The organism is Chloroflexota bacterium (assembly GCA_015478725.1).
In the GTDB taxonomy this organism is placed as follows: Bacteria; Chloroflexota; Limnocylindria; order Limnocylindrales; family CSP1-4; genus C-114.
In genome coordinates, this window is sequence record JADMIG010000012.1 from 51,222 (window position 1) to 74,979 (window position 23,758).

Below are 23,758 nucleotides of genomic sequence, written 5' to 3' on the forward strand. Positions count from 1 at the left end.
CGCTCGGGCAAGGATAGCGCGATGGTCGATGGGGACGGTTCGAGACTTATGCGCGGGGCGGATCCGTGGGATCCGGCCAGTCCGCCATGGCCAGGTCGCCCGCAGCCCGGACGCGGCGGCGCGTGGTCCATCGGCGGACGACGAGGCTCGCCAGCGCGACCGACGCGACCCCGAGGGCGAGGACGCCGCCGGCCGGGAGCGGGCCGAGCAGCGGGTCGTCGCGCCAGGTGGCGGAGACGACGGCGCGACCGAGGGCCCAGATGAGCAACGCGACGAGGAATACCGAGCCGTCTCGGGCGCGGAAGCCGCCGAGGGCCGTGAGGAGGCCGACGACCACGAGGACGAGGCCGGCGACGATCGCGCCGTACACCTGCGCCGGATGGGCCGGGATCGCCGGCCCCAGCGAGCCCCACGGACCGGCACCTCCATATGCGAGCGCCCACGACGCGTCGGACGACGCGCCCTGGCCACTGCCTCCGAGCACCCGGGCGAGCTCGCCGAGCCCGATCGTCAGGAAGACTGGCACGACCGCAGCGTGGAGCCAGCGACCCACGGGGGCGTCGAGCAGGCGTGCGACATACGCGCCGGTGAGGGTCGCCCCGACGACGGCCAGGCTGAGTTCGAGGCTCCCCTGGCCCGGATCGAGGATCGTCGACGAGTTCGCGGCATAGAAATCGCGATGGAGCAGGACGTAGCCGATGCGTCCGCCGACGGCCGCGCCCGGCACGGCCCCGAGCACGATGAACAGGAGGTCGTCACGGCGAAGCCTGGCCCGATCCCCCCGCGCCCACGCGGGTGTCGCCGGGCCATCGACCGCCGTCCGTCCGGCGATGACGGCGGCGAGCAGGATCCCGACCAGCACCGAGCCGGCGATGCCGAGGGTCTCCCAGCGCACGCCATACCCGCCGAAGCGGAGGATCGGGTCGAAATCGAGGACGATCGCGGCAAACGGCACGGTGCCCGAGAGTGTAGCCGTCGCACCGGGCGACTCGACGTGGACTGGAGGCTGGACGTGGACGACGCGTTCGGTTGAGCGTCGACCTGTCGTCAGGCCGACAGGTCGTTTGTCGGCTCGAAGCTCACGGACGCGTCGGCCAGCCGACCATCATCCGCCCGTCGGATACCCTCGGCGTGAGCCATCCGACCGGTCGGTTCCCGGCCCAGAGGGGGGAGGGCCGGGCATCGACCCGGGCGCCGGTCTGACCCCCTCGACGCTCGGATTCTCAGGCCTCGAGCTCCGGCGCCCCGTCAGCCGAGCGTGGCGAGCGTCGCCACCAGCTCCCGCACCGCGCCGACGCTTCGGTCGAAGGCGGCTCGCTCATCCGGCGCGAGCGCGATCTCCATGACCCGCTCCATGCCACCCGCGCCCAGAACGATCGGGACGCCGACGAACAGGTCCGAGGTCCCGAACTCGCCCTTGAGGAGCACCGCGCACGGAAGGACCCGCTTCCGATCGTGGAGGATCGACTCGACCATCTCGAAGACGGACGCTGCCGGTGCATAGAAGGCCGAACCGCTCTTGAGGAGCGCGACGACCTCCGCGCCGCCGTTGGCGGTCCGGGCGCAGAGGGCGGCGACCCGCTCGGGCGTCATGAGCTCCGTGATCGGGATCCCGGCGACCGTCGAGTACCGCGGGAGCGGCACCATCGTGTCGCCGTGACCGCCGAGGACGAAGGCGTGCGTGTCGCTCACGCTGACGCCGAGCTCCTCGGCGATGAACGAACGGAAGCGCGCGGAGTCGAGCACCCCGGCCATCCCGAGCACGCGCTCGCGCGGGAAGCCGGACGCCTCCATCGCCACGTGGCACATCGCGTCGAGGGGGTTGGTGACGATGATGAGGATCGCGTTCGGCGAGACGGCGGCGGCCGCCGATACCACGGCCCGGACGATGCCCGCATTCTTCGCCAGGAGGTCGTCGCGGCTCATCCCCGGCTGCCGGGCGAGACCGGAGGTGACCACGACGACATCGCTGCCGGCGGTGTCGGCGTAGTCGTTCGTGCCGACGACCCGCGCATCATGGCCCACGACCGGCGCCGCCTCCGCGAGGTCGAGACCCTTGCCCTGGGGAAGCCCCTCGACGATGTCCACGAGCACCACGTCCGCGAGACCGGCCTCCGCGATCCGCTGCGCGCTGGTCGCGCCGACGTTGCCGGCGCCGATAACGGTGACCTTGTGGCGGGCCATGGTGGGAGGCTCCTTCGGGGCTACGGGGAGTGCGGCCGACGCCGCGGGTCCAGGGATTCTACGTACCGGCGACCCGTGGGCCCGCCGCAGCCACCTCGGGATCGACCCCGTCCCGGAATGCGGCGAAGTTCTCCGCGAACATCGCGGCGAGTCGCGCCGCAGCCCGATCGTACGCGGCACCGTCCGCCCATGTGGAGCGAGGCGAGAGGAACGAGGCCGGCACATCGGGACAGGCGACCGGTACCTCGATGCCGAAGATCGGATCGCTGACCGTCGGCACCCCGTCGAGGGCCCCGGACAGCGCGGCCCGGACCATCGAGCGGGTGTGGTTGATGTTCATCCGCTCCCCGGTGCCGTACGGTCCACCCGTCCAGCCGGTGTTGACGAGCCAGACGGGGACGTCCCATCGCGCCAGCCGCTCGGCGAGCATCCGCGCGTACTCGCCCGGATGGCGGGGCGTGAACGGCGCCCCGAAGCACGTGCTGAAGGTCGCCTTCGGCTCCCTGACCCCGACCTCCGTCCCGGCGAGCTTCGCCGTGTACCCGCTGATGAAGTGGTAGGCGGCCTGGGCATGCGTCAGGCGCGAGATCGGCGGCAGCACGCCGAAGGCATCGGCCGTCAGGAGCACGACGTTCCGGGGTTGCCCGGCGATGCCGGTCGGATCCGCGTTGCCGATGAAGTCGAGCGGATAGGCAGCCCGCGTGTTCTCCGTAAACCGCTCGGAGTCGAGGTCGAGCTCCCGGGTCACGGGATCCAGATCGAGGTTCTCGAGGATCGTCCCGAAGCGACGGGTCGTGGCGAAGATGTCCGGCTCGTACATCGGCGAGAGGCGGATCGTCTTGGCGTAGCAGCCCCCCTCGAAGTTGAAGAGGCCGTCCGGTCCCCAGCCGTGCTCATCGTCGCCGATGAGGGTCCGCTCGGGATCGGCGGAGAGCGTCGTCTTCCCCGTCCCCGAGAGGCCGAAGAAGATGGCCGGATCGTCCGCCGCGCCGACGTTCACCGACGAGTGCATCGGCAACACCCCCTCGTCGGGGAGGAGGTAGTTCATGACCGTGAAGGCGCCCTTCTTGATCTCGCCGGCGTACTCGGTCCCGACGATGAGGATCTCCATCCTGGCGAAATTCAGGAGAATCGCCGTCTCCGTGCGCGTTCCCTCCGTCGCCGGATCCGCCCTGAATGACGGGACGTCGATGATCGTGAAGTTCGGCACGAACCGCGCGAGGTCGGCGGCGGACGGTCGGCGGAACAGGTTTCGGGAGAAGATGCTCGCCCAGGCCGTCTCCGTGTACACGCGCAGCGAACGTCGATGTGCGGGGTCCGCACCGATGAAACAGTCCTGCGCGTAGAGCGGTCGGTCAGCGAGGTAGGCGACGAGGCGCGCCCGAAGCCGGTCGTAGTGCTCCGGGGTGATCGCCCGATTGACGTCGCCCCACCAGATCTTTCCCTCGCTCGAAGGCTCGCGGACGATGAACTTGTCCTGCGGCGAGCGACCGGTGTGCTTCCCCGTCCGGACGACAAGGGGGCCGGCCGCGGCGACGATCCCCTCCCCGGCGCGGATCGCGTCCTCGTAGAGCTCGGCTGTCGCGAGGTTGGCGCGGATGTGGCGACCGAACGGCGGCGGTGTCGGGCCGGCGGACGTCGCCTGGCGCGTCCTGGGGTTGGTGGGCGCTGACGTCATCTCCGTCTCCTGTGCGCGAGGCTGGCCGGCCCAGCCCGATTCGTCGGGTGGTCGACCGGCCGCGCGTGGCTCCGTGCTCGATGGTGTCGTCGGGCCCGGAGGGAGTCGGCTTCCGCAGTCCGGCGGATGATACACCCGTTACACAAGGTTGCGACACGGTCGCGACGCTGGCAGGTCTACGCTGAGGCGACCGGACGGGCGGCGTGCGCTTCTGCCCGAACCGCGGACGTCGTCCAGCGAGCCAGACCCGCATCGAGACGGGCGAGGAGCGGCAGGGACCCGAGACGCGTGAAGATCTCGCGCGCCTCGTCGGCGACCGCGCGCGCGTCGGGGACACCCGGGCCGATGATCGTCGCGTAGTCGAGCAGGCTCATCCCGAGGTGGAGCGGCAGCCGCAGGTCGCGATAGGCGGCGATCGCGACTCGGTAGTCGGCGATCGCCCCGGCGCGATCGCCCTCGAGCGCTCTGACACCGGCGCCCAGGACGCGCCGGTCGGCGGCGACCACCGGACCCCGCTCCGGCCGGGCGAGATGCAGCTCCAGGGCGCTCCGGGCGCGTCGCGCGTCACCCGACCAGATCGCCGCCCGGGCGGCCCACTCGGCCCCGACGAATGCCATGTCCAACCCGAGCCCGGCACATCGCATGCCGGCGGCAAACGCCTGGTCGAGGCTCCCGGCGAGCGAATCGATGATGGCGAGCGTCTGATGCCGCCATCCCTCCGCCCGCGGGTCGTCGAACAGGCCGCGAAACGGCTCGAGCCCCGTGAGCGTCGACCGTGCACGTGCAGCGTCGCCACGCAGGGCGAACAGGAGTGCCTCGCTCTCGCCGAGGCTCACCGCCATCGACGGCGTCAACTCGTCCCGGTCGATCTCTGCGATGAGCCGGTCGGCGTCCGCCCACTCGCCGACGTACACCGCGGACCCGACACCGCCCTGCAGGAACTGGGAGAGCCAGCCCCGTATCCCGTTGCGACGGGCGAGGTCGATGAGCTCGTCATTCATGGCGTGTGCGGCTCGCGGGTCGAACGCCCAGAGATTTGCGCTCAGGTTGTTCCCGGCCCGCAGGCGGGTCTGGATGAGTCCGTGAGCCTCGGTGAGCGGAATGACACCCCGCAGGATCGCGATGGGCTCCTGGCTTCGACCGGCGAATCCGAGGGCGAGCGCGCGGTTGACCAGCGCCTCCGCGACGGACGGGATGAGCTCGAGGCGCTCGGCCGCCGCGATCGCCCGATCGGCGAGCTCGAGTGCGCGCGGATCACTGACGATCGCGTAGGCACGAGAAAGATCGGTCAGGAGGCGCACGACGTCCGGCTCGGATTCGAGATCGGCTGCCTCGAGGACGGCGGCCTCGAGGACGGCGGCCGCCGCGATCGGTTGGGCGTCGTTCGTGAGGGCCATGCCCAGCAGCGCGCTCGTCCGCGCGACTCCGGTCCGATCGCCCTGCTCGCGATACCAGGCGATGGCCGGGTCGATGAAGGAGCGGACCGTCTCGATGTCCGCGTCGTTCGACGCTGCCTCGGCGGCCCGTTCCCGGAGAACGGCGAGCTCGGTCGGGTCGACCGTCGTCTCGAGCGCCTGGCGGAGGAACCCGAGGGCCTGCCGATACGATCCGAGTGACGCGGCACGGTCCGCGGCACCCTTGAGCGCGAGCCGCGCCTGGCCGGCCAGGGCGTCCGCCTCCGGTCCCTCCGGCGCGTTGCGATAGGCGGCGAGGTATTGGGCGGCACGCGCACCGGCGAGTTCGCCAGCACCCTCGCCGTCATCGAGCGACTCGAACCAGCGGGCAGCGGCGAGGTGGCGGCTCTTGCGGTCGGTCCGGGCGAGCGTGTTATAGGCAACCTCGCGGATGAGCGCCTGGACGAACGCATACTGCCCGCGATCGGGGCTTCGCGGGTCCGATTCCAGGGTGAGGAGCTCGCGCCGGACCAGGGCCCGGAGGCGCGGCTCGAGTGTCTCGGCATCCACGGTCGAGACGGCTGCCAGGCCAGCGATTGTGAAGCTCTGGCCGAGGACGGCCGCATCCTGGAGGAGCGATCGGTCGGCTGACTCGAGACCGTCGAGCCGGGCCGCGACGAGGGCGTGCAGTGTCTCGGGCACGGCGAGGTCGGCGAGCGTGCCGACTGGCCGATAGGCGCCGCCCTCCTCCGTGAGCCGGCCGTCGGCCAGGAGCATCCGGACGGTCTCGACGGCGTAGAGCGGGATGCCGTCGGCGCGGGCGACGATCGTCCTGACGACCGAATCCGAGAGGCCGGGCACGAGTCCGCCGAGGAGCAGGCGCATCGCCGCCGGCGACAGGGGCTCGAGGCTCAGGCTGGTGAAGTTCCGCTTTCCGGCCCCCCACGAGGCTCGCTGCTCGAGGAGTTCAGGCCGGGCCAGGGTGACGATGCAGATCGGCAGGTTGCGCGCCCACTCGAGCAGGTGGTCGATGAAATCGAGCAGCCCGGAATCCGCCCAGTGGAGGTCCTCGAACACGAGGACCACGGTGCCCTCGGCCGCGATCCGCTCGAAGAATGTCCGCCAGGCCGCGAACAGTCCATCGGCCCGCGCCGGTGCACCGCCGCCATCGGATGTCGTGCGGTCGAGACCGAGGAGCGTAAGAATCGCGGGCTCGATCCAGCGACGCTCGGGTTCGTCCAGGACCCAGCGCTCGAGCGTCTCCCGCACGCGACTCCTCGTGGTGGCCTCATCGTCGGTCGCCAGGAGCCCGCAGCGTTCGCGGACCATCTCGCCGAGTGCCCAGAAACTGATCCCGTCGCCGTACGCCGGCGATCGTCCATCGTGCCAGTACATCGTCTCGACGAGCCCGTCGAGGTACTTGAGGAACTCCCAGGCGAGTCGACTCTTGCCGATTCCCGCCGGACCGATGACGGAGACGAGGCGGGCGCGCCGGTCGCGTCCCGTCGCATGGAACTGCTCCTTGAGGAGTCGCAGTTCCTCGTCGCGACCCACGAACGGCGCTTCGAGCGCTTCGGATCGGTTCCGACCGCCTACCTCGGCGACGACGCGGAGCGCGCGCCACGCGGGTACCGGCGCGGACTTGCCCTTGAGCGTCTGCTCGCCGGCCTCCTCGAACGCGATGGCCTTCGACGCCGCCCGATGCGTCGCATCGCCGACGAGGACGGCACCCGGCGGAGCCACGCTCTGCAGGCGCGACGCGGTGTTCACCAGGTCGCCGGCGACCATCCCCTCGCCGGTCGCGCCGAGCGTCACGGCGGCCTCGCCGGTGAGAACGCCGGCGCGTGCCTCCACGCCTGGCCCGAGGGCGCGGACCGCGTCGACGAGCTCGAGGCCCGCCCGAACCGCCCGTTCGGCATCGTCCTCGCGCGCGACGGGTGCACCCCAGACCGCCATGACGGCATCGCCGATGAACTTCTCGACGATCCCGCCGTAGCGGCCGATGACGTCGCGGGCGATCTCGAAATAACGGCTGAGAAGGGCGCGCGTCTCCTCCGCGTCGCGGCCTTCGGCCAGGCTGGTGAAGCCGACCAGGTCGGCGAACAGGACCGATACGAGGCGACGCTCGGAGATCGGCGTCGCGATGGCCGTGCCTCCCCGCCCGTCAGATCGGGTGGGATCGCCGGACTGTGGCGTCGCGGCTCCCCCACGGGATCCGTCCTCCTCGGCCAGCGCGGTCCCGCACTCCCCGCAGAAGCGCGCTCCAGGCGGGTTCATCGCGCCGCACGTCGGGCACCCGGCGACCAGGCGCGCACCGCACTCGATGCAGAATTTTCGACCTGCGACGTTCTCCTTGCCGCAACTCGCGCAGATCACGGTCGACTCCGCGTCACGTCCCACTCCCGGTGCCCAGCCCGGAGGCGCCTCTCGCCGTCCGCCAGCGTGAAGACGCGAGGGTACACCGCGCCGATACCGGGTCTCGCCACGGGTCCCACCGCTACGCCCCGTCCAGCGCCTGGCGGAGATCGGCGATGAGGTCCTCGGCGGCCTCGATGCCGACGGAGAGACGGATGAGCGCCTCGGGGACTTCCAGCGGCGAGCCGGCCACAGAGGCGTGGGTCATGACCGCCGGCAGCTCGATGAGGGACTCGACGCCGCCGAGCGACTCGGCGAGGGTGAAGATGCGGGTCGCCTCGCAGATCGCGATCGCGCGCTCACGGGCGGTCCTCCCGGCGAGGCGGGCAGAGCCGGCGGCGGCCTCGGAGCCGAGAAGAGGCCGCGGCACGAAACTCACCATCCCGCCGCCGGTCCGCATCTGGCGGTCCGGGCCCACGAGGCTTGCCGCCGCGTCCGAGGCGAGACCGGGGTAGGCGACCCATTCCACGTCGGCCCGCACGGCGAGGAAGCTCGCGACGGCGAGGGCGTTCGTCGCATGTCGCTCCACCCGCAGCGCGAGGGTCCGCAGCCCGCGGAGGACGAGGAAGCAGTCGAACGGTCCGGGCACCGCACCCATCGCGTTCTGGAGAAAGCGCAGTCGCTCCGCGATCGCGTCGTCGTTCGTGACCGCAACCCCGAGGACCGTGTCCGAATGACCGGACAGGTACTTCGTCGCCGAGTGGAACACGATGTCCGCTCCGAGCTCGAGCGGGCGCTGGGTGATCGGGGACGCGAAGGTGTTGTCGACGACGATGCGCGGTCGTCGGCCTCCCTCCGCGGCCCTTCGATCCACCGTCCGAGCCGTGGCGGCGATATCGACGAGCTTGAGGAGCGGATTGGAGGGCGACTCGAACCAGACGAGCGCAGTACGCTCGCTCAGCGCCTCCCACAGCGCATCGGACCCGGACGCGAGGTCGACGTAGCGCGGCACGACGCCGTGAGCGCGGTGGACCCGCTCGAGATAGCGGTACGTCCCGCCGTACACGTCGTCGCCGACGAGCACCTCGTCGCCCTCGGCGGCGAATTCGGCGATGGCAGCGGTCGCCGCGGACCCGCTCGCGAATGCGATCCCGTGTCGTCCACCTTCGAGCGCGGCGACCGCGCGTTCGAGCCGATCGCGGGTGGGGTTCTGGGTCCGGCTGTATTCGTACCCGTGTCGCGGTCGGCCGACGCCATCCTGGGCGTACGTCGCCGTCTGATAGATCGGCGGTGCGACCGCACCGGTCAGCTCGTCCGGTTCCTGGCCCGCGTGGACGGCGAGGGTGGCGAGCGCCCAACCGGTCGGGATCGGTTCGTCCTGCATGGCGGCATCATCGCATCGGCGGCCGGGCCGGATCGCGGTCGGACGTCGACTACCTCCGGACGATCGGCCGGTGAGCGAGGTACTCGAGCACGTCGAGCTTCGTGACGACGCCCGCCGGCCGATCCACCCCCACCGCGATCACCGCAGACGCACCCTCCGAGAGGAGGGCGAAGGCCTCGTCGAGCGAGGCCGACAGGTCGATGAGCGGCAGCGGTCGATCCATCACCTCGCCGACGGTCCGCTCGACGACGGTCGGATCGCGGAAGGCCCGGTCGAGCAGGCCCTTCTCCGTGATCGACCCGACGATGCCGGCGATCGCCGAGCCTTCGGCCGCCTCCGAGACCGGCAGCTGGCTGATCCCGTACTCCTGCAGCAGCGCGATGGCGTCGCCGACGCGCTGCGTCGTCCGGGCAAGGACGAGGTCCGGGAGCGAGCCGGCATGGTGCCGGTCCGCGAGGAGGTCGCCGATGCGGACGACCGCGCCGGTCGTGTCGAGCAGGCCGTTCGAGCGCATCCACTCGTCGTTGTACAGCTTCGAGATGTAGCTCCGGCCGCCGTCCGGCAGGAGGACGACCATGACCGTCTCCGGTCCGGCGCCGGCGGCCGTGAGCTCGCGGGCGACCTCGAGGGCGGCAACGAGGGCGGTCCCGCACGACTCACCGGACAGGATCCCCTCCTCGCGCGTGAGCCGTCGGGCGGCGGCGAACGCGTCGCGGTCGCTCACGCGGACCCATCGGTCGACGACCGCCGGATCGTAGGTACCCGGGAGGAAGTCCTCGCCGATGCCCTCCGTGAGGTACGGGCGAGCCGTGTCGCCGCTGAGGATGCTTCCCTCCGGGTCCGCCCCGACGACGGTGAGCGACGGGTTCCGAGCCTTGAGGAAGTGCGACGCGCCGGTGATCGTCCCGCCGGTGCCGACACTCGCGACGAAATGGCTGATCCGGCCGTCCGTCTGCTCCCAGATCTCGGGGCCGGTGGTCCGTTCGTGGGCGGCGGGATTCTCCGGGTTCCAGTACTGGTCCGGCTTGAACGCGCCGGGGATGTCGCGGGCGAGACGCGCAGCGACCGAGTAGTAGCTTTCCGGCGATTCGGGAGGGACGTTGGACGGGCACAGGACGACCTCCGCCCCGTACGCGCGAAGAAGCTGGCGCTTCTCGGTCGACTGCTTGTCCGCCATGACGAAGATGCAGCGATACCCCTTGAGCGCGGCGGCGATCGCGAGGCCATGGCCGGTATTGCCGCTCGTCGGCTCGATGATCGTGCCGCCCGGGCGGAGGAGGCCGGCACGCTCGGCGGCTTCGATCATCGGCAGCCCGATCCGATCCTTCACCGATCCGCCGGGGTTGAGCATCTCGAGCTTGGCGAGCAGGAGCGGCTGACGCTCGAGCGGGCCGAGATCGCGGGTGACTCGGGTCAGCCGGACGAGGGGCGTATGGCCGACGAGCTCGACGATGGATCCGGCGTACTGCATCGCGGCGGAGTATAGGTGGCGTCGACACCGGCAGCGGAGACGGCTGTCAGTGGCCGAGACGGCAGAGACGCGCCGGCGGCGCATCAGGCGACTGAGCGTCGCGGCGCGGCCGCCGTCGTGGCCGTCATCGAGGCACCGCTTCGGCGGGTGTGGCGCCGCTTCGGCGAACTCCCACCTGGTGGGCCCTATCCGAGTGCGAGGCGCAGGCGACCAGTGATCTCGACGATCGATCGCTGGATCTCGTGTTCCGGGCCGCCGCAACCACGCTCGTGGATGCGTCGCTGGCACCGGAACCGGCGTCGCCCGCTCGCCACCCTGGGCCCGCGAGCGATCAGGACTCGGATACGACCCGTGAGGCGGGAGTACGCTCGGATCGGCCGGGGCGGCGACGACGGGCGACACCGGCGACAGAGCCGGGAGCCGAGCCGGTCCGCAGCGACGGATCTCCGAGCGCGGCCCGCCCCTGGGTTCCGGACGCAACCTCAGTCGGACCGATCGAGCCGACCGGGTCGGAGCAGCAGCCACGTCAGGCGACCGCGGAGGCGACGGGGACGGCCGGGCGGATCGTCCGTCCACGGGTGGAGCGCCGCGACGGCCGGGGCCAGGCGCAGGGCGAGCGCGTCGGTGAGCCGTCGTGCGAGATCGAATTCCTCGCGGCTGCCCTCCGGCGGCGAGGGCACCGGGCCGGACGACCCGAGCAGTTCCTCGAGGGACGTCGCCGGCAGCACCCGCGACGCCATCCGCCGTCCGAGATACAGCTCCTCCGTGCCGGCCATCGCGAGCGGCACGACCGGCGTCCGGGTCCGGAGCGCGATGATCGCCCACCCGATCCGGAACGTCCCGATACGTCCGGGCGGCCCGTTCACCGTCCCTTCCGGCATCTGGACGAACACACCGCCCCCGGCGATGACCGCCCGGGCGGACGCGACGTGCGCGTCGATGCCGACGCCCCCACGCCACACCGGCAGGAGGCCGCCCAGCCGATGGATGAGCGCTTCGCGGAAGCGCGACGTGAAGGTGGACGGTGCGCTGCCGAGGAACCAGGCCCGTGGTTCGGACGGGATCGCGTGAAGGACGAGGAAGGGATCCATCCAGCCTCGGTGGGCCGCCCCCACGAGCAGGTATCCACCGGTGGGCAGGTGCACCTGACCGGACGTCCGGATCCGGAAGCGGAGGATGACGAACAGGATGAACCGGGCGAACAGGCGGACGACCCGGTAGAGGACGGACGCCCGAGCCTCCGGGGGTCGACCGAGCCAGGCGAGCCCTTCGACGGCCCCGTCGGGCCTGGCCTCGGCGAGCGCTCGGGGAGCGAGCCTGCCGGACATCGCGCGTCGCCGACGCGGACCGTCCACCGCGCGCACGGCGTTCGTGCCGGAGTCCGGTGTGCCGGAGTCCGGTGTCGGGCCGTCAGGCAGGCGCGGTCGCTCCTGGATCCACGCCCTCGCCGGCGAGCGGTGCAGCCGCAGCAGCGGCCGCGGCCCGCGCAGCATCGTCGACGGTCGCGAGCGTCGGCGCGACCCGCCCGCGGACCGCGATGACGACGAGGCCCGCAGCGATGAACAGCACCGAGAAGATCTGCGCGGTCGGGATCGAGAAGAACGTCCAGTTGTCCGCCCGCAGCGTTTCGAGCGTGTACCTCGTCACCCCATACCAGACGAAGAAGAAGCCGAGAAGCTGGCCCGTGTGGATGCGGGGGGCGAACCGGCGCGCGAGCCAGAGCAGGACGAGGAGTCCGGCGAGCCCGGACAGGGACTCATAGAGGAAGAGAGGCTGGAAGGCGGTCGTCGCGAACGGATACGTCGCGCAGGGGTACGCAACGATCCGGTGATCGCACTGGATCGCGATCCCCCACGGCAGGCTCGTCGGCGGGCCGTACAGCTCCTGGTTGAAGAAGTTGCCCCATCGCCCGACCATCTGCATCGCGAACAGCCCGGGCGCGACGATGTCCGTCCACGTCCAGAACGACGCTCGCTTCCAGCGGGCATAGAGGAACGCCGCGATCGTCCCGGTGATCATCCCGCCGTAGACCCCGAGGCCGGTGTATGGCGGCAGGAAGACCTTGATCGGGTCCGACGCGTAGAGGTTCGACCACTGGTCGATGACGTGGTACGCCCGGCCGCCGATGAGCGCCGCGACAGCGACGACGATGAGTCCGTTGGCGAGGAGATCCGCATCGTGGCCGCGCCGGCGCGCTTCGCTGGTCATGACGAAATACGCCACGGCGAGGCCGACCGCGTAGCCGATGCCGTACCAGAAGATCGTGAGGGGCCCGAGCTGGAGGGCGATCGGGTTCGGGGTGATGTCGATCATGGGGGGTCAGTATACGGAGCATCGGGCCTGACGCCGGCGATCCGCGGACCGACCCTATACTGGCCGGCGCATGGACCCCCTCCCCGCAGTCCGCCGACGATCGGCGACCACTCGCGCCGGCCGATGAACGTCCAGGTCGACTGGTGGCTGCTGCTCGTCGGGCTCGCGATCGGCGCCGGACTCGCCTGGCTCGTCCTCGCCGAGATGCGCCGCCACGAGGACGACGTGACGGAGGGCGAGCGGCAGGCAGAGGCTCGCTGGATCGTCGACGCGCTCGCCGCGTCGGGCACGGAGTCCGATGTCGCGGACATCCTCGAGGTCCTGCGGCTCCATCGAACGTTCCTCGCGAGCGTGCCACCGGCCGACTCGATCTGGACCGACGGCGGACCGCCGTGGGTCAACGATGGGCCGGTCGAGCCTCGCGGCGGCCGCGCGGACGGCGGCGACGCGGCGGGTTCGGAGGCCGCGAGGGGCGCCGGGATCCGCGACGAGGCCCGACCCGCCTAGCCCGATCGGTCCGGCACCGCCCCCCGATGGAGGGCGACCGCGCCGAACGCGAGTCGTCGATACGACACATCCGTCAGGCCGGCCAGGATCATCGTCCGGACGAGCTCGTCCGGATCCGGGAACCCGTCGAGCGACGTCGGCAGGTAGCGATACGCGTCGCGATGGCCGAAGAGGGACCCGAGGAGCGGTGCGATCCGGCGGAACACGCCGTGGTAGATCCGACCCCACCACCTCGGCCGCGGCACGGAAAGCTCGAGACAGACGACACGGCCACCCGGTCGCACGACCCGGGCGAGCTCACGGAACCCGGCCTCGAAGTCGGCGAGGTTGCGGAGGCCGAACGCGATCGTGGCCGCCTCGAAGGACCCCTCCTCGGCCGGCAGCGCGAGCGCGTCCCCGACCCGGAACTCGAGCTGGACGAGGTCGCGATGACGATCGGTGGCCTCGGCGATCATCGCCGGCGCAAGGTCGATCGCGAGGACGCGGCCGAACGGCCCGACCCGCTCGGCGAGTGCGGCGGCGAGCTTGCCGGTGCCGCACGCGACATCGATGAGCGCGTCGCCTTTTGCCGCCCGCGTCGCCGCCACGGCCGCCCGACGCCAACCGCCGTCGAGACCGAACGTCATGAGGGTGTTCATCCGGTCGTAGACCGGCGCGATCGCATCGAACATCGCCGCGACGGACGTGTCCAGGACCGGGTTGCCGGTCCTGCTCCGCGGACCGGGCGCGTCGGGTGGGCCAGACACCGCGGGTGGGCCGGACGCGACAGGCGGGTCCGTACGGACGCTCACAACGTGCCGATGAGGACGGCCGGACCGCCGACTCCGGTGGCACCGAGATCCTCGAGCGAGACCCCGAACCGCGTGCCGGCCGGGAAGGATCCGAGATTCGTGACGTCGCCGACCCAGTAGGCGATGGTCCGCGCCAGGTACATCCGACCGATCCGCGTGCGACCGGCGGGCGTCTCGAGCCAGCATCGGTACTCCTTGCCGGACGGAGCCGGGGCGAGACCGGCCGCGACCACGACGAGGGATCCATCACGGGCCGAGAAGGTGAGGCTGCCGCGTGCGTCCCCGCCGGCCGCCGGGGTGAGACCGATCTCCCGGGCGTCAGGCGCCGCGGCGACACGGACCGTCCACGATGCGATCTTCGCGAGCTCCGTCGCATCGTTCTCGGCGGTCGCGCCGCCACCGGCACTTCCACCCACGAGCGCACTCGTGGCGAGGACCGCGATGAAGAGCGTGGCGGCGATCGACGCGATCCATGCGGCGGCGCCGAACGGGCGGTGTGCGCGGCCACCGGCGAGCGACGCGGACGCCGATCCGGTCACGGCCGCGGGTCCCCCCACCGAGCCGAGAGCTGCCGCCGCTTGGGCCCGTGTCACACCCAGCTCGCGAACGAAGGCGAGCGTCCGGGCTCGCAGCTCGGACGGGAGCTCGGCGGCCTCCTGCGTCACGGCCGCACGGACGACGGACGCCGTACGGTGCAGGCGATCGAATTCGGCGAGGCACGCCGGGCATCCGGCGAGGTGGCCGGCAATCGCCGTGGCTTCCGGGGTGTCCCCGGCCGCGAGACGGTCCAGCCCCGCGGGTTCGATGGCGGCGAGCTCGAGCTGCTCGCGTACCTCCGGATGAACGATCACTCGCCCACCTCGACGGCGATGGCAGCCGGGGCGAACTCCATCCCTTCCTCGCGCCCGAGGACGTCGCGGAGTTTGAGGAGCGCCCGTCGAGTTCGGGTCTTCACGGTGCCGATCGGCCAGCCGAGCCGGGCCGCGATCTCCGATTGGCTCAACTCGTCACGGTAGGCGAGGATGATCACCGCGCGTTCCGTCTCGGGCATCGTCGCGAGCGCGTCACGGATCGTGGCCCGCAACTCGGCGGTGAGGAGATTCGCCTCCGGGCCGTGGATCCCGCCCGAGCCGGAGATCGAGCCGGACCCACCGATCCCGTCACCAGCGGCGATCCGCTCGAGGGCGGCCGCTTCGGTCTCGGCATCCGGCCGAACAGATCCCGCCGAGACGAGTCGAGGGCGGCGCGCCACGGCCCGCAGCCGATCGACGGCTCGGTTGCGGGCGATCGTGTGGAGCCAGGCCGCGAGCGAGCCCAGCGCCGGGTCGAACGATTCAGCTCGGTTCCACATGACGAGGAATGTCTCCTGCGCGACCTCTTCGGCGAGCTGCCGATCCGCGACGAGGCGGAGGGCCGCCCCGAAAACCGCGCCCGCATGCCGATCGTAGAGCGTCGCGAGGGCATCCTCCGACCCGGCCGCGACCGCCCGGACGAGCGTGGCATCGTCAACGGCGACGGTCGCGTCCATCTCCTCAGCCTCTTACGCCTTGTTCGGCGCGGCGGTTTCCGCCCGCAGGTGGAACGGCCGCCGCTCGAACGCCGTCGAGAGGACGACATCGGTCTCCGTCGTGAAGACGTTCGGTACAGCCTGGATCCGGCGAAGGATCCGCTCGAGGTGTCCCGTGTCGCGTGCGCGCACCTTGAGCAGGTAGTCCGCCTCGCCGGCGATGTGGTGGCACTCCTCGACCTCCGGGATCCCCGCGAAGTCGCCCGTGAGGTCCGTCGCCGTCGTACCCGGCGCCTGGCTGAGCCAGCAGAAGGCGAGGATCGCGAGACCCACGGTCGCCGGGTCGACCACGGCGGAGTAGCCCCGGATGACGCCGCGACTCTCGAGCTTCTTGACCCGCTCGTGGATGGACGGCCCGCTCATCCCGACATCGGTGCCAAGGTCCGCATACGGCCGGCGACCATCGCGCTGCAGGATCTCGAGGATCCGTGCGTCCGTGGCCCCAATCCGGCCGGATTCTGCGGATGGTATCGGTTCCTTAGGCATCGAGCGCTTGTCACCTTTGGTTCGTTAGGCTATGATGGTGCAGAACCAGACGGACGTCGAGGCACCGCACCATGCGGACGCCGTCGTCGGCGTCCCTGCAGCGGAGGTACGCGCCATGGTGATCGTCGCCGGCATCGCCTTCCTTGCGCTGTTCTCGCTCGTCAGCATCCTGCTGGGCTCCGAGGACGGACGCGAGGCGCCCGATCCAACCGGTCAGATCGCGACCTGGATCCTGTTCGGCTACGGGATGCGATGACCACGATCGCGATCGTCGCGATCATTCGATAGCCTACCCCACGAGGCCCCTCCCCCCAGGGGCCTCGTTCCATGTCCAGATGGTGGATGCGGCGCTGCCCGGCGTCCGCCTGGCGTCCGTCAGGCGGAACGGTTCACGACGAGGCGATACCGACGAGATGGCCGACGCCGAACGTGACGGTCGCGGCCACGGCGCCGATGACGACCTGCCGGCCGGCGGAGAAGAGCGTTCCGCGACCGGTGATGAGGCTCACCCCGGTGCCCACGAGGGCGAGCGCGACGACGCTCGCGCCGATGCTGACGGCGAACGCGGCGCCGCCGCTCGAGATGAGGTACGGGATGACCGGCACCGCCGCCCCGACGGCGAACGCGACGAATGAGCCGAAGGCCGCACCCCACGGCGAGCCCAGTTCGCTCGGGTCGAGTCCGAGCTCCTCCCGGATGAGTGTCTCGAGGGCCGCCTCTGGATCCTGGAAGATCCGATGGGCGATCGTCCGAGCCTCCTCGGCGGAGAACCCCTTCGACCGGTAGAGGTTCGCGAGCTCCGATTCCTCCTCATCCGGCATCGCCTGGAGCTCCGCGCGCTCGAGGGCGATCTGGCGTTCGTAGAGTTCGCGCTGGCTCTGCATGGAGACGTATTCGCCGGCTGCCATGCTGAACGCGCCGGCCAGGAGGCCGGCGATCCCGGCGAGCAGGATGAACCGTGGCTGGGTCGAGATGGCGCCCGCGACGCCCATGACGAGGGAGAGGTTGCTCACGAGGCCATCGCTCACACCGAAGATGACGGCCCGCAGGGTCCCCGACTGGCCGGTCCGATGCCAACGCTCGCTCCGACCGTCCCCGCCCGGCGGATGCACCCCGATCGCGGCCGGGGCAGCGGTCGCCGGGGCACCGGTGGCCGGGGCGGCCTTTCCCTCGAGTCGGCGCCAGATCTCCGCATGCTCGCGTTCGTCGGCGACGATCGCGGCGACTTCCGGCGAGGCCTGGGCGTCGTAGAGCTCCTCCTCGTCGCCTTCGAGCGCCTGGACGAGGTCGGAGACGGCACGCGTCCCGAAGAGCCTCGCGAGGGCGACGATGAAGCGGATCCGCATCCGCGGTGCCCCGACCGGCGGGACGTCCGCCCCGCGCTCGCGAAGCTTCGTCGCCCAGATCTCCGCGTGGCGCCGCTCATTGCCGGCGATCGTCCGGAAGGCATGGGCGCGGTGACTGTCCTTCTCGATCGTGGCGAGCGCGTCGTAGAGGACGATCGCATCCCGTTCAAGCTTGAGGTTGTCGAGGCTCTGGGCGATGTCGGGCTGGATCATGGCCGAATCGTAGCGCGGTCGGCGGAGCGGCAGTGGCGTCCTCGAGGTCCGTCGGGCACTATGCCGCCATGACGTGGGATTCCGGACCAGCTGCGCGCGGGACACCCGCTCCCGACGACCGGGCGCCGCTCCGCTACCTGTCCACCGCGGACGTCGTCGCCTCGCTGCCGCCGCTCGAGGAGCGGCTCGACCTCGCCGAGCTCACCCTTCGCGCACTCGTCGCGGACGCGGAGCTCCCGGCGAAGATCGGAGTCCATCCGCGCCTCGCCGGATCGTTTGGCCATGCGATGCCGGCGTACCTCCGCGGCGAGGCCGCAGATGGATCCGCGGACGGGCTCGGCATGAAGTGGGTCACGGGGTTCGGCACGAACAACGCCCGGGAACTCCCCGCGATCCACGCGATCGTCGTGCTCAACGACCCGACCACGGGCGCTCCGGTCGGGATCCTCGACGGCGCGGCGATCACGGCGGCCCGGACGGCTGCCGTCAGCGGTATCGCGATTCGGCACTTCGCGCCGCGGGTCAGCGGTCGGCCGATCCGGGCCGCCGTGGTGGGGGCCGGCGTGCAGGGGCGGAGCCATGCCCCGATGCTCGGCCACGTCCTGCCGGGCGTCGATCTCGCGATCCACGATCGTCACCCGGAACGTGCGAGCGCCCTCGTCGAGGCGGCCCGGACCACGTCCGGGATCGGCTCGGCGCGCGCGGCGGCGACCGCTCGCGACGCGATCGCGGATGCCGATGTCGTGGTCACGGTCGCCTCGTTCGGGCCGGTCCGCCAGGTCCTGACGAATGACTGGCTGCAGCCACACGCGCTCGTCATCGCCGTGGACTACGCGACGTACCTCGCGGCGGAGGTGGCCGCCGGAGCCGTGCTCTTCCTCGTCGACGAGCGCGGCCAGTTCCTCGCCACGCGTGCCGCCGGCGACTTCCAGGGATATCCGGATCCCACCGCGACCATCGGCGAGGCGCTGCTCGCTGGGACGGCCCGGCCCGAGGGTCGCGTCGTCGTGACCCATCTCGGGGTCGGGCTCGCGGACGTCGTGTTTGGTCGGGCGATCCTCGCCGTCGCCGAGGCGGCCGGGCGCGGGATATCGCTCCCGCGGTGACCGGCGCGTGGGACGACGCGGATCCGACGAGCAGGGCGGACGCCGGTTCGGCACACTGACGTCGTCCCGACGCCGTCGGTCGATGGCAGGTCGCGGATCGACTCGATGGAGCTGTGGTGCGCATCGTCCGGGGCGTCCTCGCGGTCATCGTGCTCCTCGTGCTGGTCGTCGTGCTCGCGACGGGAGGCCTGCTCGCCTCGATCACCGGGCGGGCCCTTCCGCAGGTCGGCGGGACGCTCCAGCTCGCCGGTCTCCACGGCACAGTCACCGTCCAGCGCGACGTCAGCGGCATCGCCCAGATCACGGCCGGCGACCCGCACGACCTGTTCATGGCCCAGGGGTACGTCCACGCCTCCGAGCGATTCTGGCAGATGGAGGTGTGGCGGCACATCAGCTCGGGACGGCTGTCGGAGCTCTTCGGATCCGGCTCCGTGAAGACGGACGAGTTCATCCGGACGCTCGGCTGGCGGCAGGCCGGCCAGCGTGACCTTGACGCCGCCTCGCCGGCCACGAAAGCCGCCCTCCAGGCGTACGCCGACGGGGTGAACGCCTGGATCGGCGCCCATCGAGGCTCGCTTCCGCTCCCGTTCGTCGTCATCGGCGCGAAGGCCGGACTCGGCGGCGGACTCGGTGGCTACGAACCGGAGCCATGGACGCCGCTCGATTCGGCGGCCTGGTCGAAGGTCCAGGCATGGAATCTCGGCGGCAACTTCGACAGCGAGGTCTTCCGGCTGGCCGCCGACGCGCGGCTCGGCGACCCTGCCCTCACGAACCAGCTCACGCCGGCCTACCCGGCGACCGCTCCGGTCGAGGTGCCGACGGGCGCCCCGGGCTCGGGCGGAGCCGGCGCGACCGGCGGGACGTCCTTCATCGGCGCCGGCGGTGCCACCGGCTCGACCGGACCGGCGGCGGCCACCGCCGCCGGCTCTGCCTCGAACCCCGCCACGGTCTCCACCGCGACGGCGAACCTCGCCGCCGGCTGGCAGGACCTCGCGACGACCGCCGGGCGGCTCCTCGCCGTCGCCGGTCTCGACGGCGCCGGTGGGACCGCCGGCGACCATGGCATCGGCTCGAACGACTTCGTGGTGAGCGCGGCGAAGAGCGCGACCGGCCATGCCCTCCTCGCGAACGATCCGCATCTCGGGCTCGACATGCCGTCCGTCTGGTACATGAACGGACTCCACTGCCGCGTGGTCAGCGCCGCCTGCCCGTACGACGTCGTGGGCGTCTCGTTCCCCGGCGTCCCCGCCGTCATCCTCGGCCACAACGCCCGGATCGCGTGGGGCGCGACGAACGTCAACCCGGACGTCGAGGATCTCTTCCAGGAGAAGGTCGACCCGGCCGATCCCACCCACTACCTGTACAAGGGCCAGTCCGTCGCCTTCACCGTCCGTCATGAGGTCATCAAGGTCGCCGGCGGTCCGGACGTCGCCATCGATGTCCGTTCGACCGGCCACGGCCCGATCGTCAGTGACGTGAGCGACCGGCTCAGGGCCTCCGGCGCCCTGTACAGCCTCCGCTGGACCGCGACCGCCGAGCCGGACCGCATCCTCGATTCGTTCTTCGCCCTCGACACCGCGGCGAACTGGAACGATTTCCGGGCCGCACTCTCCGTCTACGGGGCTCCGTCGCAGAACTTCGTGTACGCCGACGTCGACGGCCACATCGGCCTGCAGATCCCGGGTCTCGTCCCGATCCGCGAGGATCCCAGGGACCTCGGCGACCGGCCGGTCCCGGGCTGGGACGGCCTGCACGAGTGGACCGGCTACGTGAAGTACGACGACCTTCCCCGCCTGTACGACCCACCGTCGGGGATCATCGCGACAGCCAACGCGGCCGCCGTCGACGCGAAGTACCCCTATCTCATCGGCCGCGAGTGGGATCCCGGCTATCGGGTCGCCCGGATCACGTCGCTCCTCACGACCGCCGCGACGCATGGCGGGGTGACGCAGGCGACCCTGAGCGCCGTCCAGCTCGACACGTACGTCGGGCGGGCACCGCTCGTCATCGACCAGCTCGGGCGGGCGGCGCCGGCGACTGCGGACGGCACGACGGTCCTCGACCGGATCCGCTCGTGGGACGACCATTGCACGACGGACAGCACCGGTTGCGCGGCCTACATGACGTTCGAGTACCGGCTCCTCCGCGGGTTGTTCGACGCCCGGCTCGGCGATCTCGCCCGCGACTACGTCGGCTCCACGGAGAGCTGGCAGGCACTCATCGCGCTCCTCGGACAACCCACGAGCACGTGGTGGGACGACCCGTCGACGCCCGCCCACGAGACGGCCCGGGACGTCGTCTCCCAGGCCCTCGACCGGGCCGGTGCGGACCTGCGATCGACGTTCGGCGATCCGGCGCGCTGGACGTGGGGTCGCGAGCACACGATCGCGTTCCGCGAGCCGACGCTCGGCACGAGTGGCATCGGGCCCCTCGAGTGGTACTTCGACTCGGGTCCGTACCCGGTCGCCGGCGCCGCCGGCGCGGTCGACAACACATACTCCCAGTACAGCGTGGCGTATCCCGACCCGTCCGACCCGTCGTTCGTGCCCCAGGGGATCAGGGGCGTCTTCGCCGTCACCAACGGGCCCTCGTACCGCCTGACGATCGACATGGGGGCGCTCGACGCCGCTCGGATCGTCATCACGACGGGCCAGTCCGGCAACCCCTTCGACCGCCACTACGGCGACCTCATCGGCGCCTGGCTGGCGGGCGGGACCGTCCCGCTGCCGTTCTCGTCGGCCGCGGTCGACCGGGCGACGGCGACCACGCTCACGCTCACCCCGTGAGGACACGGGCCGCTGGCGCACGGTGAGCGAAGGATCGGCGGTCGCCGCCGGCCTGGCGTCGGACCTCGTCGTGGTCGGCGCCGGGACGATGGGCGCCTGGACGGCGCTCGCGGCGCGTCGCGCGGGGCGCAGCGTCACGCTCATCGATGCATACGGGGCAGGCCATCCCCGCGCCACCTCGGGCGATGAGACGCGGATCCTCCGATCGGCCCACGGCGACGATCCGTTCTACGGGCGCTGGGCCCGCCGGGCCAGAACGCTCTGGCGCACGGCCGCGGAGGAGTGGGGCGAACCGCTCTTCCAGGAGGTCGGCTGCCTGTGGTTCGGGAGCGGCGATGGTCGGTTCGAGGCGGACTCCGAGGCGACGCTCCGCGCGGAGCGTATCCCCGTCGAACGGTTGACTCCGGATGAGCTCCATGCCCGCTGGCCGCAGATCGCCGCCGACGATCTCGCCTTCGCGATCTTCGAGCCAGAGGCCGGACTTCTCCTTGCCCGCCGGGGCATCGCGGCCGTCGTCCGGGCGTTCGAGCGCGGCGGCGGTCATTTCGAGCTCAGTGCCGTCCATCCCGGTCGCGCCTCCGGGCGCCGGCTCGAGGCGGTCGTCGACGGCGGCGGTGGGGCCATCCGTGGCGGCGCCTTCGTGTTCGCCTGCGGGCCGTGGCTGCCGCGGCTCTTCCCGGAGATTCTCGGTGACTTCATCCGGGTGACGAAGCAGGACGTCTTCTTCGTCGGCCCGGGCGGTGGCGACGATCGCTTCACGGCCGATCGCCTGCCGTGCTTCGTCGACTACGATGCCGCGTCGTACGGCATCCCGGCCGTTGACGGCCGCGGCCTCAAGATCGCGCCGGATCGATACGGCCCCGTCTTCGATCCGTCCGGCGGCGACCGGCTCGTCGATCCCGAGTCGGCTCGGCTCATGCGCCGCTATCTCGCCCGGCGATTCCCGGCCCTCGCCGAGGCGCCGATCGTCGAGACGCGCGTCTGCCAGTACGAGACGACGCCCGACACGCACTTCCTCATCGACCGGCATCCCGACTTCGACAACGTCTGGCTCGTCGGCGGGGGCTCCGGCCATGGCTTCAAGCACGGGCCGGTGATCGGCGAGCACGTCGTGGCGCGGCTCGACGGGGCTCCGGTGGGACCCGGTGAAGAACGCTTCGCGCTCGATCGGCCACGAGTCCCGCACCCGGGGCTCAGGACCGGCGCCGACGCCATGGCCGACGGCTGGCGAGGCTACTGAGGTCGATGGGCGCCGCGCCCGCCGGTCCGCTTCCGGGCCACGCGGACCTCGGTTCAGGAGCGGATATCGACTGCACGATTAACCGACGCATGCGGGGCGGTGTGGCGACGGTGTCGGCTTCGACGTTCGGCTGAGTGCGCTCTCGGACGGTGCGGCCGCCGGATTCGACGACGCGCACGGTCGGCGGTCGAGCGTGATCGAGCGGTGCCATGGACCCGGGAGATCGGGGCGGGCCCCCGTCGGTCAGATCCCGGTCAGATCCCGGTCAGATCCCGGTCAGATCCCGGTCAGATCCCGGTCCGATCGACGCAGGCTAATCGTGCAGTCGATAAGCGCGGGCTAGCCACCGGGGCACGGAACGCGGGTGGGGGAATGGGCAATCCCGGGAGCGCGACGTAGGATGGGCATCCCGAGACCGGCACGGCTGCCAGGGACTCCCCGTGCGATACTTCCCCGATCCACATCACCACCCGAGGCAGCTCGCTGTGTCCGCCGTCGTCCTCAACCGCCTTCACCTCTCCGTACCGGTCGATGAGATCGTCCCGACGATCCGTGCCTTGCTCCCCGACACGCTCGACGTGATCGACGGCTTCGAGCATGTCTATCTCGTGAAGACGGCCGAGGATCGCGTCGATGTGATCATCGTGTGGCGGGACGAAGGGGCCGCGAACGCCGCAGCGGCGATCCTCGGCCCGACGCTGTTCGCGAAGCACTTCGCACCGGTCCTGGCGAGTCCACAGGATCGAACGGTGGGTACGACGGTCATCGATCACCCACACCCCTGACGCCGCGCCCGGCGGCGGCGAGGCGAGCCGACGTCCTCGGCTTCACGGACTTCTACGACCGACGCCGTACGCTCATGCGTGATCGGCTGAATGCCCTGCTAGTGCGCCGTCTCAAGAATGGCTCGACAACGCCCGACCTTGGCCAGGATCGC

At 71.3% G+C, this 23,758-nt stretch carries 19 protein-coding genes; 6 read left to right on the forward strand and 13 right to left on the reverse strand.

From position 1 onward, the window contains the following. Positions 1-46: 46 nt before the first annotated feature. The 8 genes from IVW53_09375 to lgt all read right to left on the reverse strand — a co-directional run bounded on the left by IVW53_09375 (position 47) and on the right by lgt (position 12,779). Positions 47-955, reverse strand: a complete 909-nt coding sequence (locus tag IVW53_09375) for a prolipoprotein diacylglyceryl transferase (GenBank protein ID MBF6605775.1) — start codon at positions 953-955, stop codon at positions 47-49. 293 nt (positions 956-1,248) lie between these two features. Further along, on the reverse strand, positions 1,249-2,184 hold the full coding sequence (gene mdh, locus IVW53_09380; protein ID MBF6605776.1) for a malate dehydrogenase: 936 nt from the start codon (positions 2,182-2,184) through the stop codon (positions 1,249-1,251). A 58-nt stretch (positions 2,185-2,242) separates the two neighbouring features. Then, positions 2,243-3,862 carry a phosphoenolpyruvate carboxykinase (ATP) gene (gene pckA, locus IVW53_09385; protein ID MBF6605777.1) on the reverse strand — a complete coding sequence of 540 codons (1,620 nt, stop codon included), beginning with the start codon at positions 3,860-3,862 and terminating at the stop codon, positions 2,243-2,245. Between the two features lie 176 nt (positions 3,863-4,038). Further along, the gene (locus IVW53_09390; GenBank protein MBF6605778.1) at positions 4,039-7,632 is read right to left on the reverse strand and encodes an AAA family ATPase; all 3,594 of its coding nucleotides are present in this window, start codon (positions 7,630-7,632) and stop codon (positions 4,039-4,041) included. A 121-nt stretch (positions 7,633-7,753) separates the two neighbouring features. Then, positions 7,754-8,995 (reverse strand): aminotransferase class I/II-fold pyridoxal phosphate-dependent enzyme, encoded by a 1,242-nt coding sequence (locus IVW53_09395; GenBank protein ID MBF6605779.1) that lies wholly within the window; start codon positions 8,993-8,995, stop codon positions 7,754-7,756. 49 nt (positions 8,996-9,044) lie between these two features. Further along, positions 9,045-10,466, reverse strand: coding sequence for a cystathionine beta-synthase (locus tag IVW53_09400; protein MBF6605780.1), 1,422 nt, complete (start codon positions 10,464-10,466; stop codon positions 9,045-9,047). A gap of 482 nt (positions 10,467-10,948) precedes the next feature. Then, the gene (locus IVW53_09405) at positions 10,949-11,794 is read right to left on the reverse strand and encodes a 1-acyl-sn-glycerol-3-phosphate acyltransferase (GenBank protein MBF6605781.1); all 846 of its coding nucleotides are present in this window, start codon (positions 11,792-11,794) and stop codon (positions 10,949-10,951) included. 82 nt (positions 11,795-11,876) lie between these two features. Then, positions 11,877-12,779, reverse strand: coding sequence for a prolipoprotein diacylglyceryl transferase (gene lgt, locus IVW53_09410; protein MBF6605782.1), 903 nt, complete (start codon positions 12,777-12,779; stop codon positions 11,877-11,879). A gap of 123 nt (positions 12,780-12,902) precedes the next feature. Between lgt and IVW53_09415 the strand changes: the two genes are divergently transcribed. Next, a complete protein-coding gene (locus tag IVW53_09415) occupies positions 12,903-13,286 on the forward strand; it encodes a hypothetical protein (GenBank protein ID MBF6605783.1) in 384 nt (127 codons plus the stop codon). Here IVW53_09415 and IVW53_09420 read toward each other — a convergent pair. The 4 genes from IVW53_09420 to IVW53_09435 are packed head-to-tail and all read right to left on the reverse strand — an operon-like array spanning position 13,283 to position 16,130. Continuing rightward, a complete protein-coding gene (locus IVW53_09420; protein ID MBF6605784.1) occupies positions 13,283-14,032 on the reverse strand; it encodes a ubiquinone/menaquinone biosynthesis methyltransferase in 750 nt (249 codons plus the stop codon). The two genes, IVW53_09415 and IVW53_09420, sit on opposite strands and share 4 nt — an antisense overlap. Positions 14,033-14,073: 41 nt before the next feature. Next, positions 14,074-14,928 carry a hypothetical protein gene (locus tag IVW53_09425; GenBank protein ID MBF6605785.1) on the reverse strand — a complete coding sequence of 285 codons (855 nt, stop codon included), beginning with the start codon at positions 14,926-14,928 and terminating at the stop codon, positions 14,074-14,076. Next, positions 14,925-15,605 carry a sigma-70 family RNA polymerase sigma factor gene (locus tag IVW53_09430; GenBank protein ID MBF6605786.1) on the reverse strand — a complete coding sequence of 227 codons (681 nt, stop codon included), beginning with the start codon at positions 15,603-15,605 and terminating at the stop codon, positions 14,925-14,927. The genes IVW53_09425 and IVW53_09430 overlap by 4 nt, the downstream gene beginning before the upstream one ends. Positions 15,606-15,617: 12 nt before the next feature. Continuing rightward, positions 15,618-16,130, reverse strand: coding sequence for an Lrp/AsnC family transcriptional regulator (locus IVW53_09435; GenBank protein ID MBF6605787.1), 513 nt, complete (start codon positions 16,128-16,130; stop codon positions 15,618-15,620). Positions 16,131-16,167: 37 nt separating this feature from the next. On the opposite strand from IVW53_09435, the gene IVW53_09440 reads away from it, so the two are divergent. Beyond that, positions 16,168-16,386 carry a hypothetical protein gene (locus IVW53_09440; GenBank protein MBF6605788.1) on the forward strand — a complete coding sequence of 73 codons (219 nt, stop codon included), beginning with the start codon at positions 16,168-16,170 and terminating at the stop codon, positions 16,384-16,386. A gap of 133 nt (positions 16,387-16,519) precedes the next feature. On the opposite strand, the gene IVW53_09445 is transcribed toward IVW53_09440, so the two are convergent. Further along, positions 16,520-17,689, reverse strand: a complete 1,170-nt coding sequence (locus IVW53_09445; GenBank protein MBF6605789.1) for a VIT1/CCC1 transporter family protein — start codon at positions 17,687-17,689, stop codon at positions 16,520-16,522. 68 nt (positions 17,690-17,757) lie between these two features. Between IVW53_09445 and IVW53_09450 the strand changes: the two genes are divergently transcribed. The 4 genes from IVW53_09450 (at position 17,758) to IVW53_09465 (ending at position 23,606) form a co-directional block, all read left to right on the forward strand. Next, positions 17,758-18,795 carry a hypothetical protein gene (locus IVW53_09450; GenBank protein ID MBF6605790.1) on the forward strand — a complete coding sequence of 346 codons (1,038 nt, stop codon included), beginning with the start codon at positions 17,758-17,760 and terminating at the stop codon, positions 18,793-18,795. 116 nt (positions 18,796-18,911) lie between these two features. Continuing rightward, positions 18,912-21,581, forward strand: coding sequence for a penicillin acylase family protein (locus tag IVW53_09455; protein MBF6605791.1), 2,670 nt, complete (start codon positions 18,912-18,914; stop codon positions 21,579-21,581). 22 nt (positions 21,582-21,603) lie between these two features. After that, positions 21,604-22,821 carry an FAD-dependent oxidoreductase gene (locus tag IVW53_09460; protein ID MBF6605792.1) on the forward strand — a complete coding sequence of 406 codons (1,218 nt, stop codon included), beginning with the start codon at positions 21,604-21,606 and terminating at the stop codon, positions 22,819-22,821. Positions 22,822-23,306: 485 nt separating this feature from the next. Then, positions 23,307-23,606 (forward strand): hypothetical protein, encoded by a 300-nt coding sequence (locus IVW53_09465; GenBank protein ID MBF6605793.1) that lies wholly within the window; start codon positions 23,307-23,309, stop codon positions 23,604-23,606. Positions 23,607-23,758: the final 152 nt, after the last annotated feature.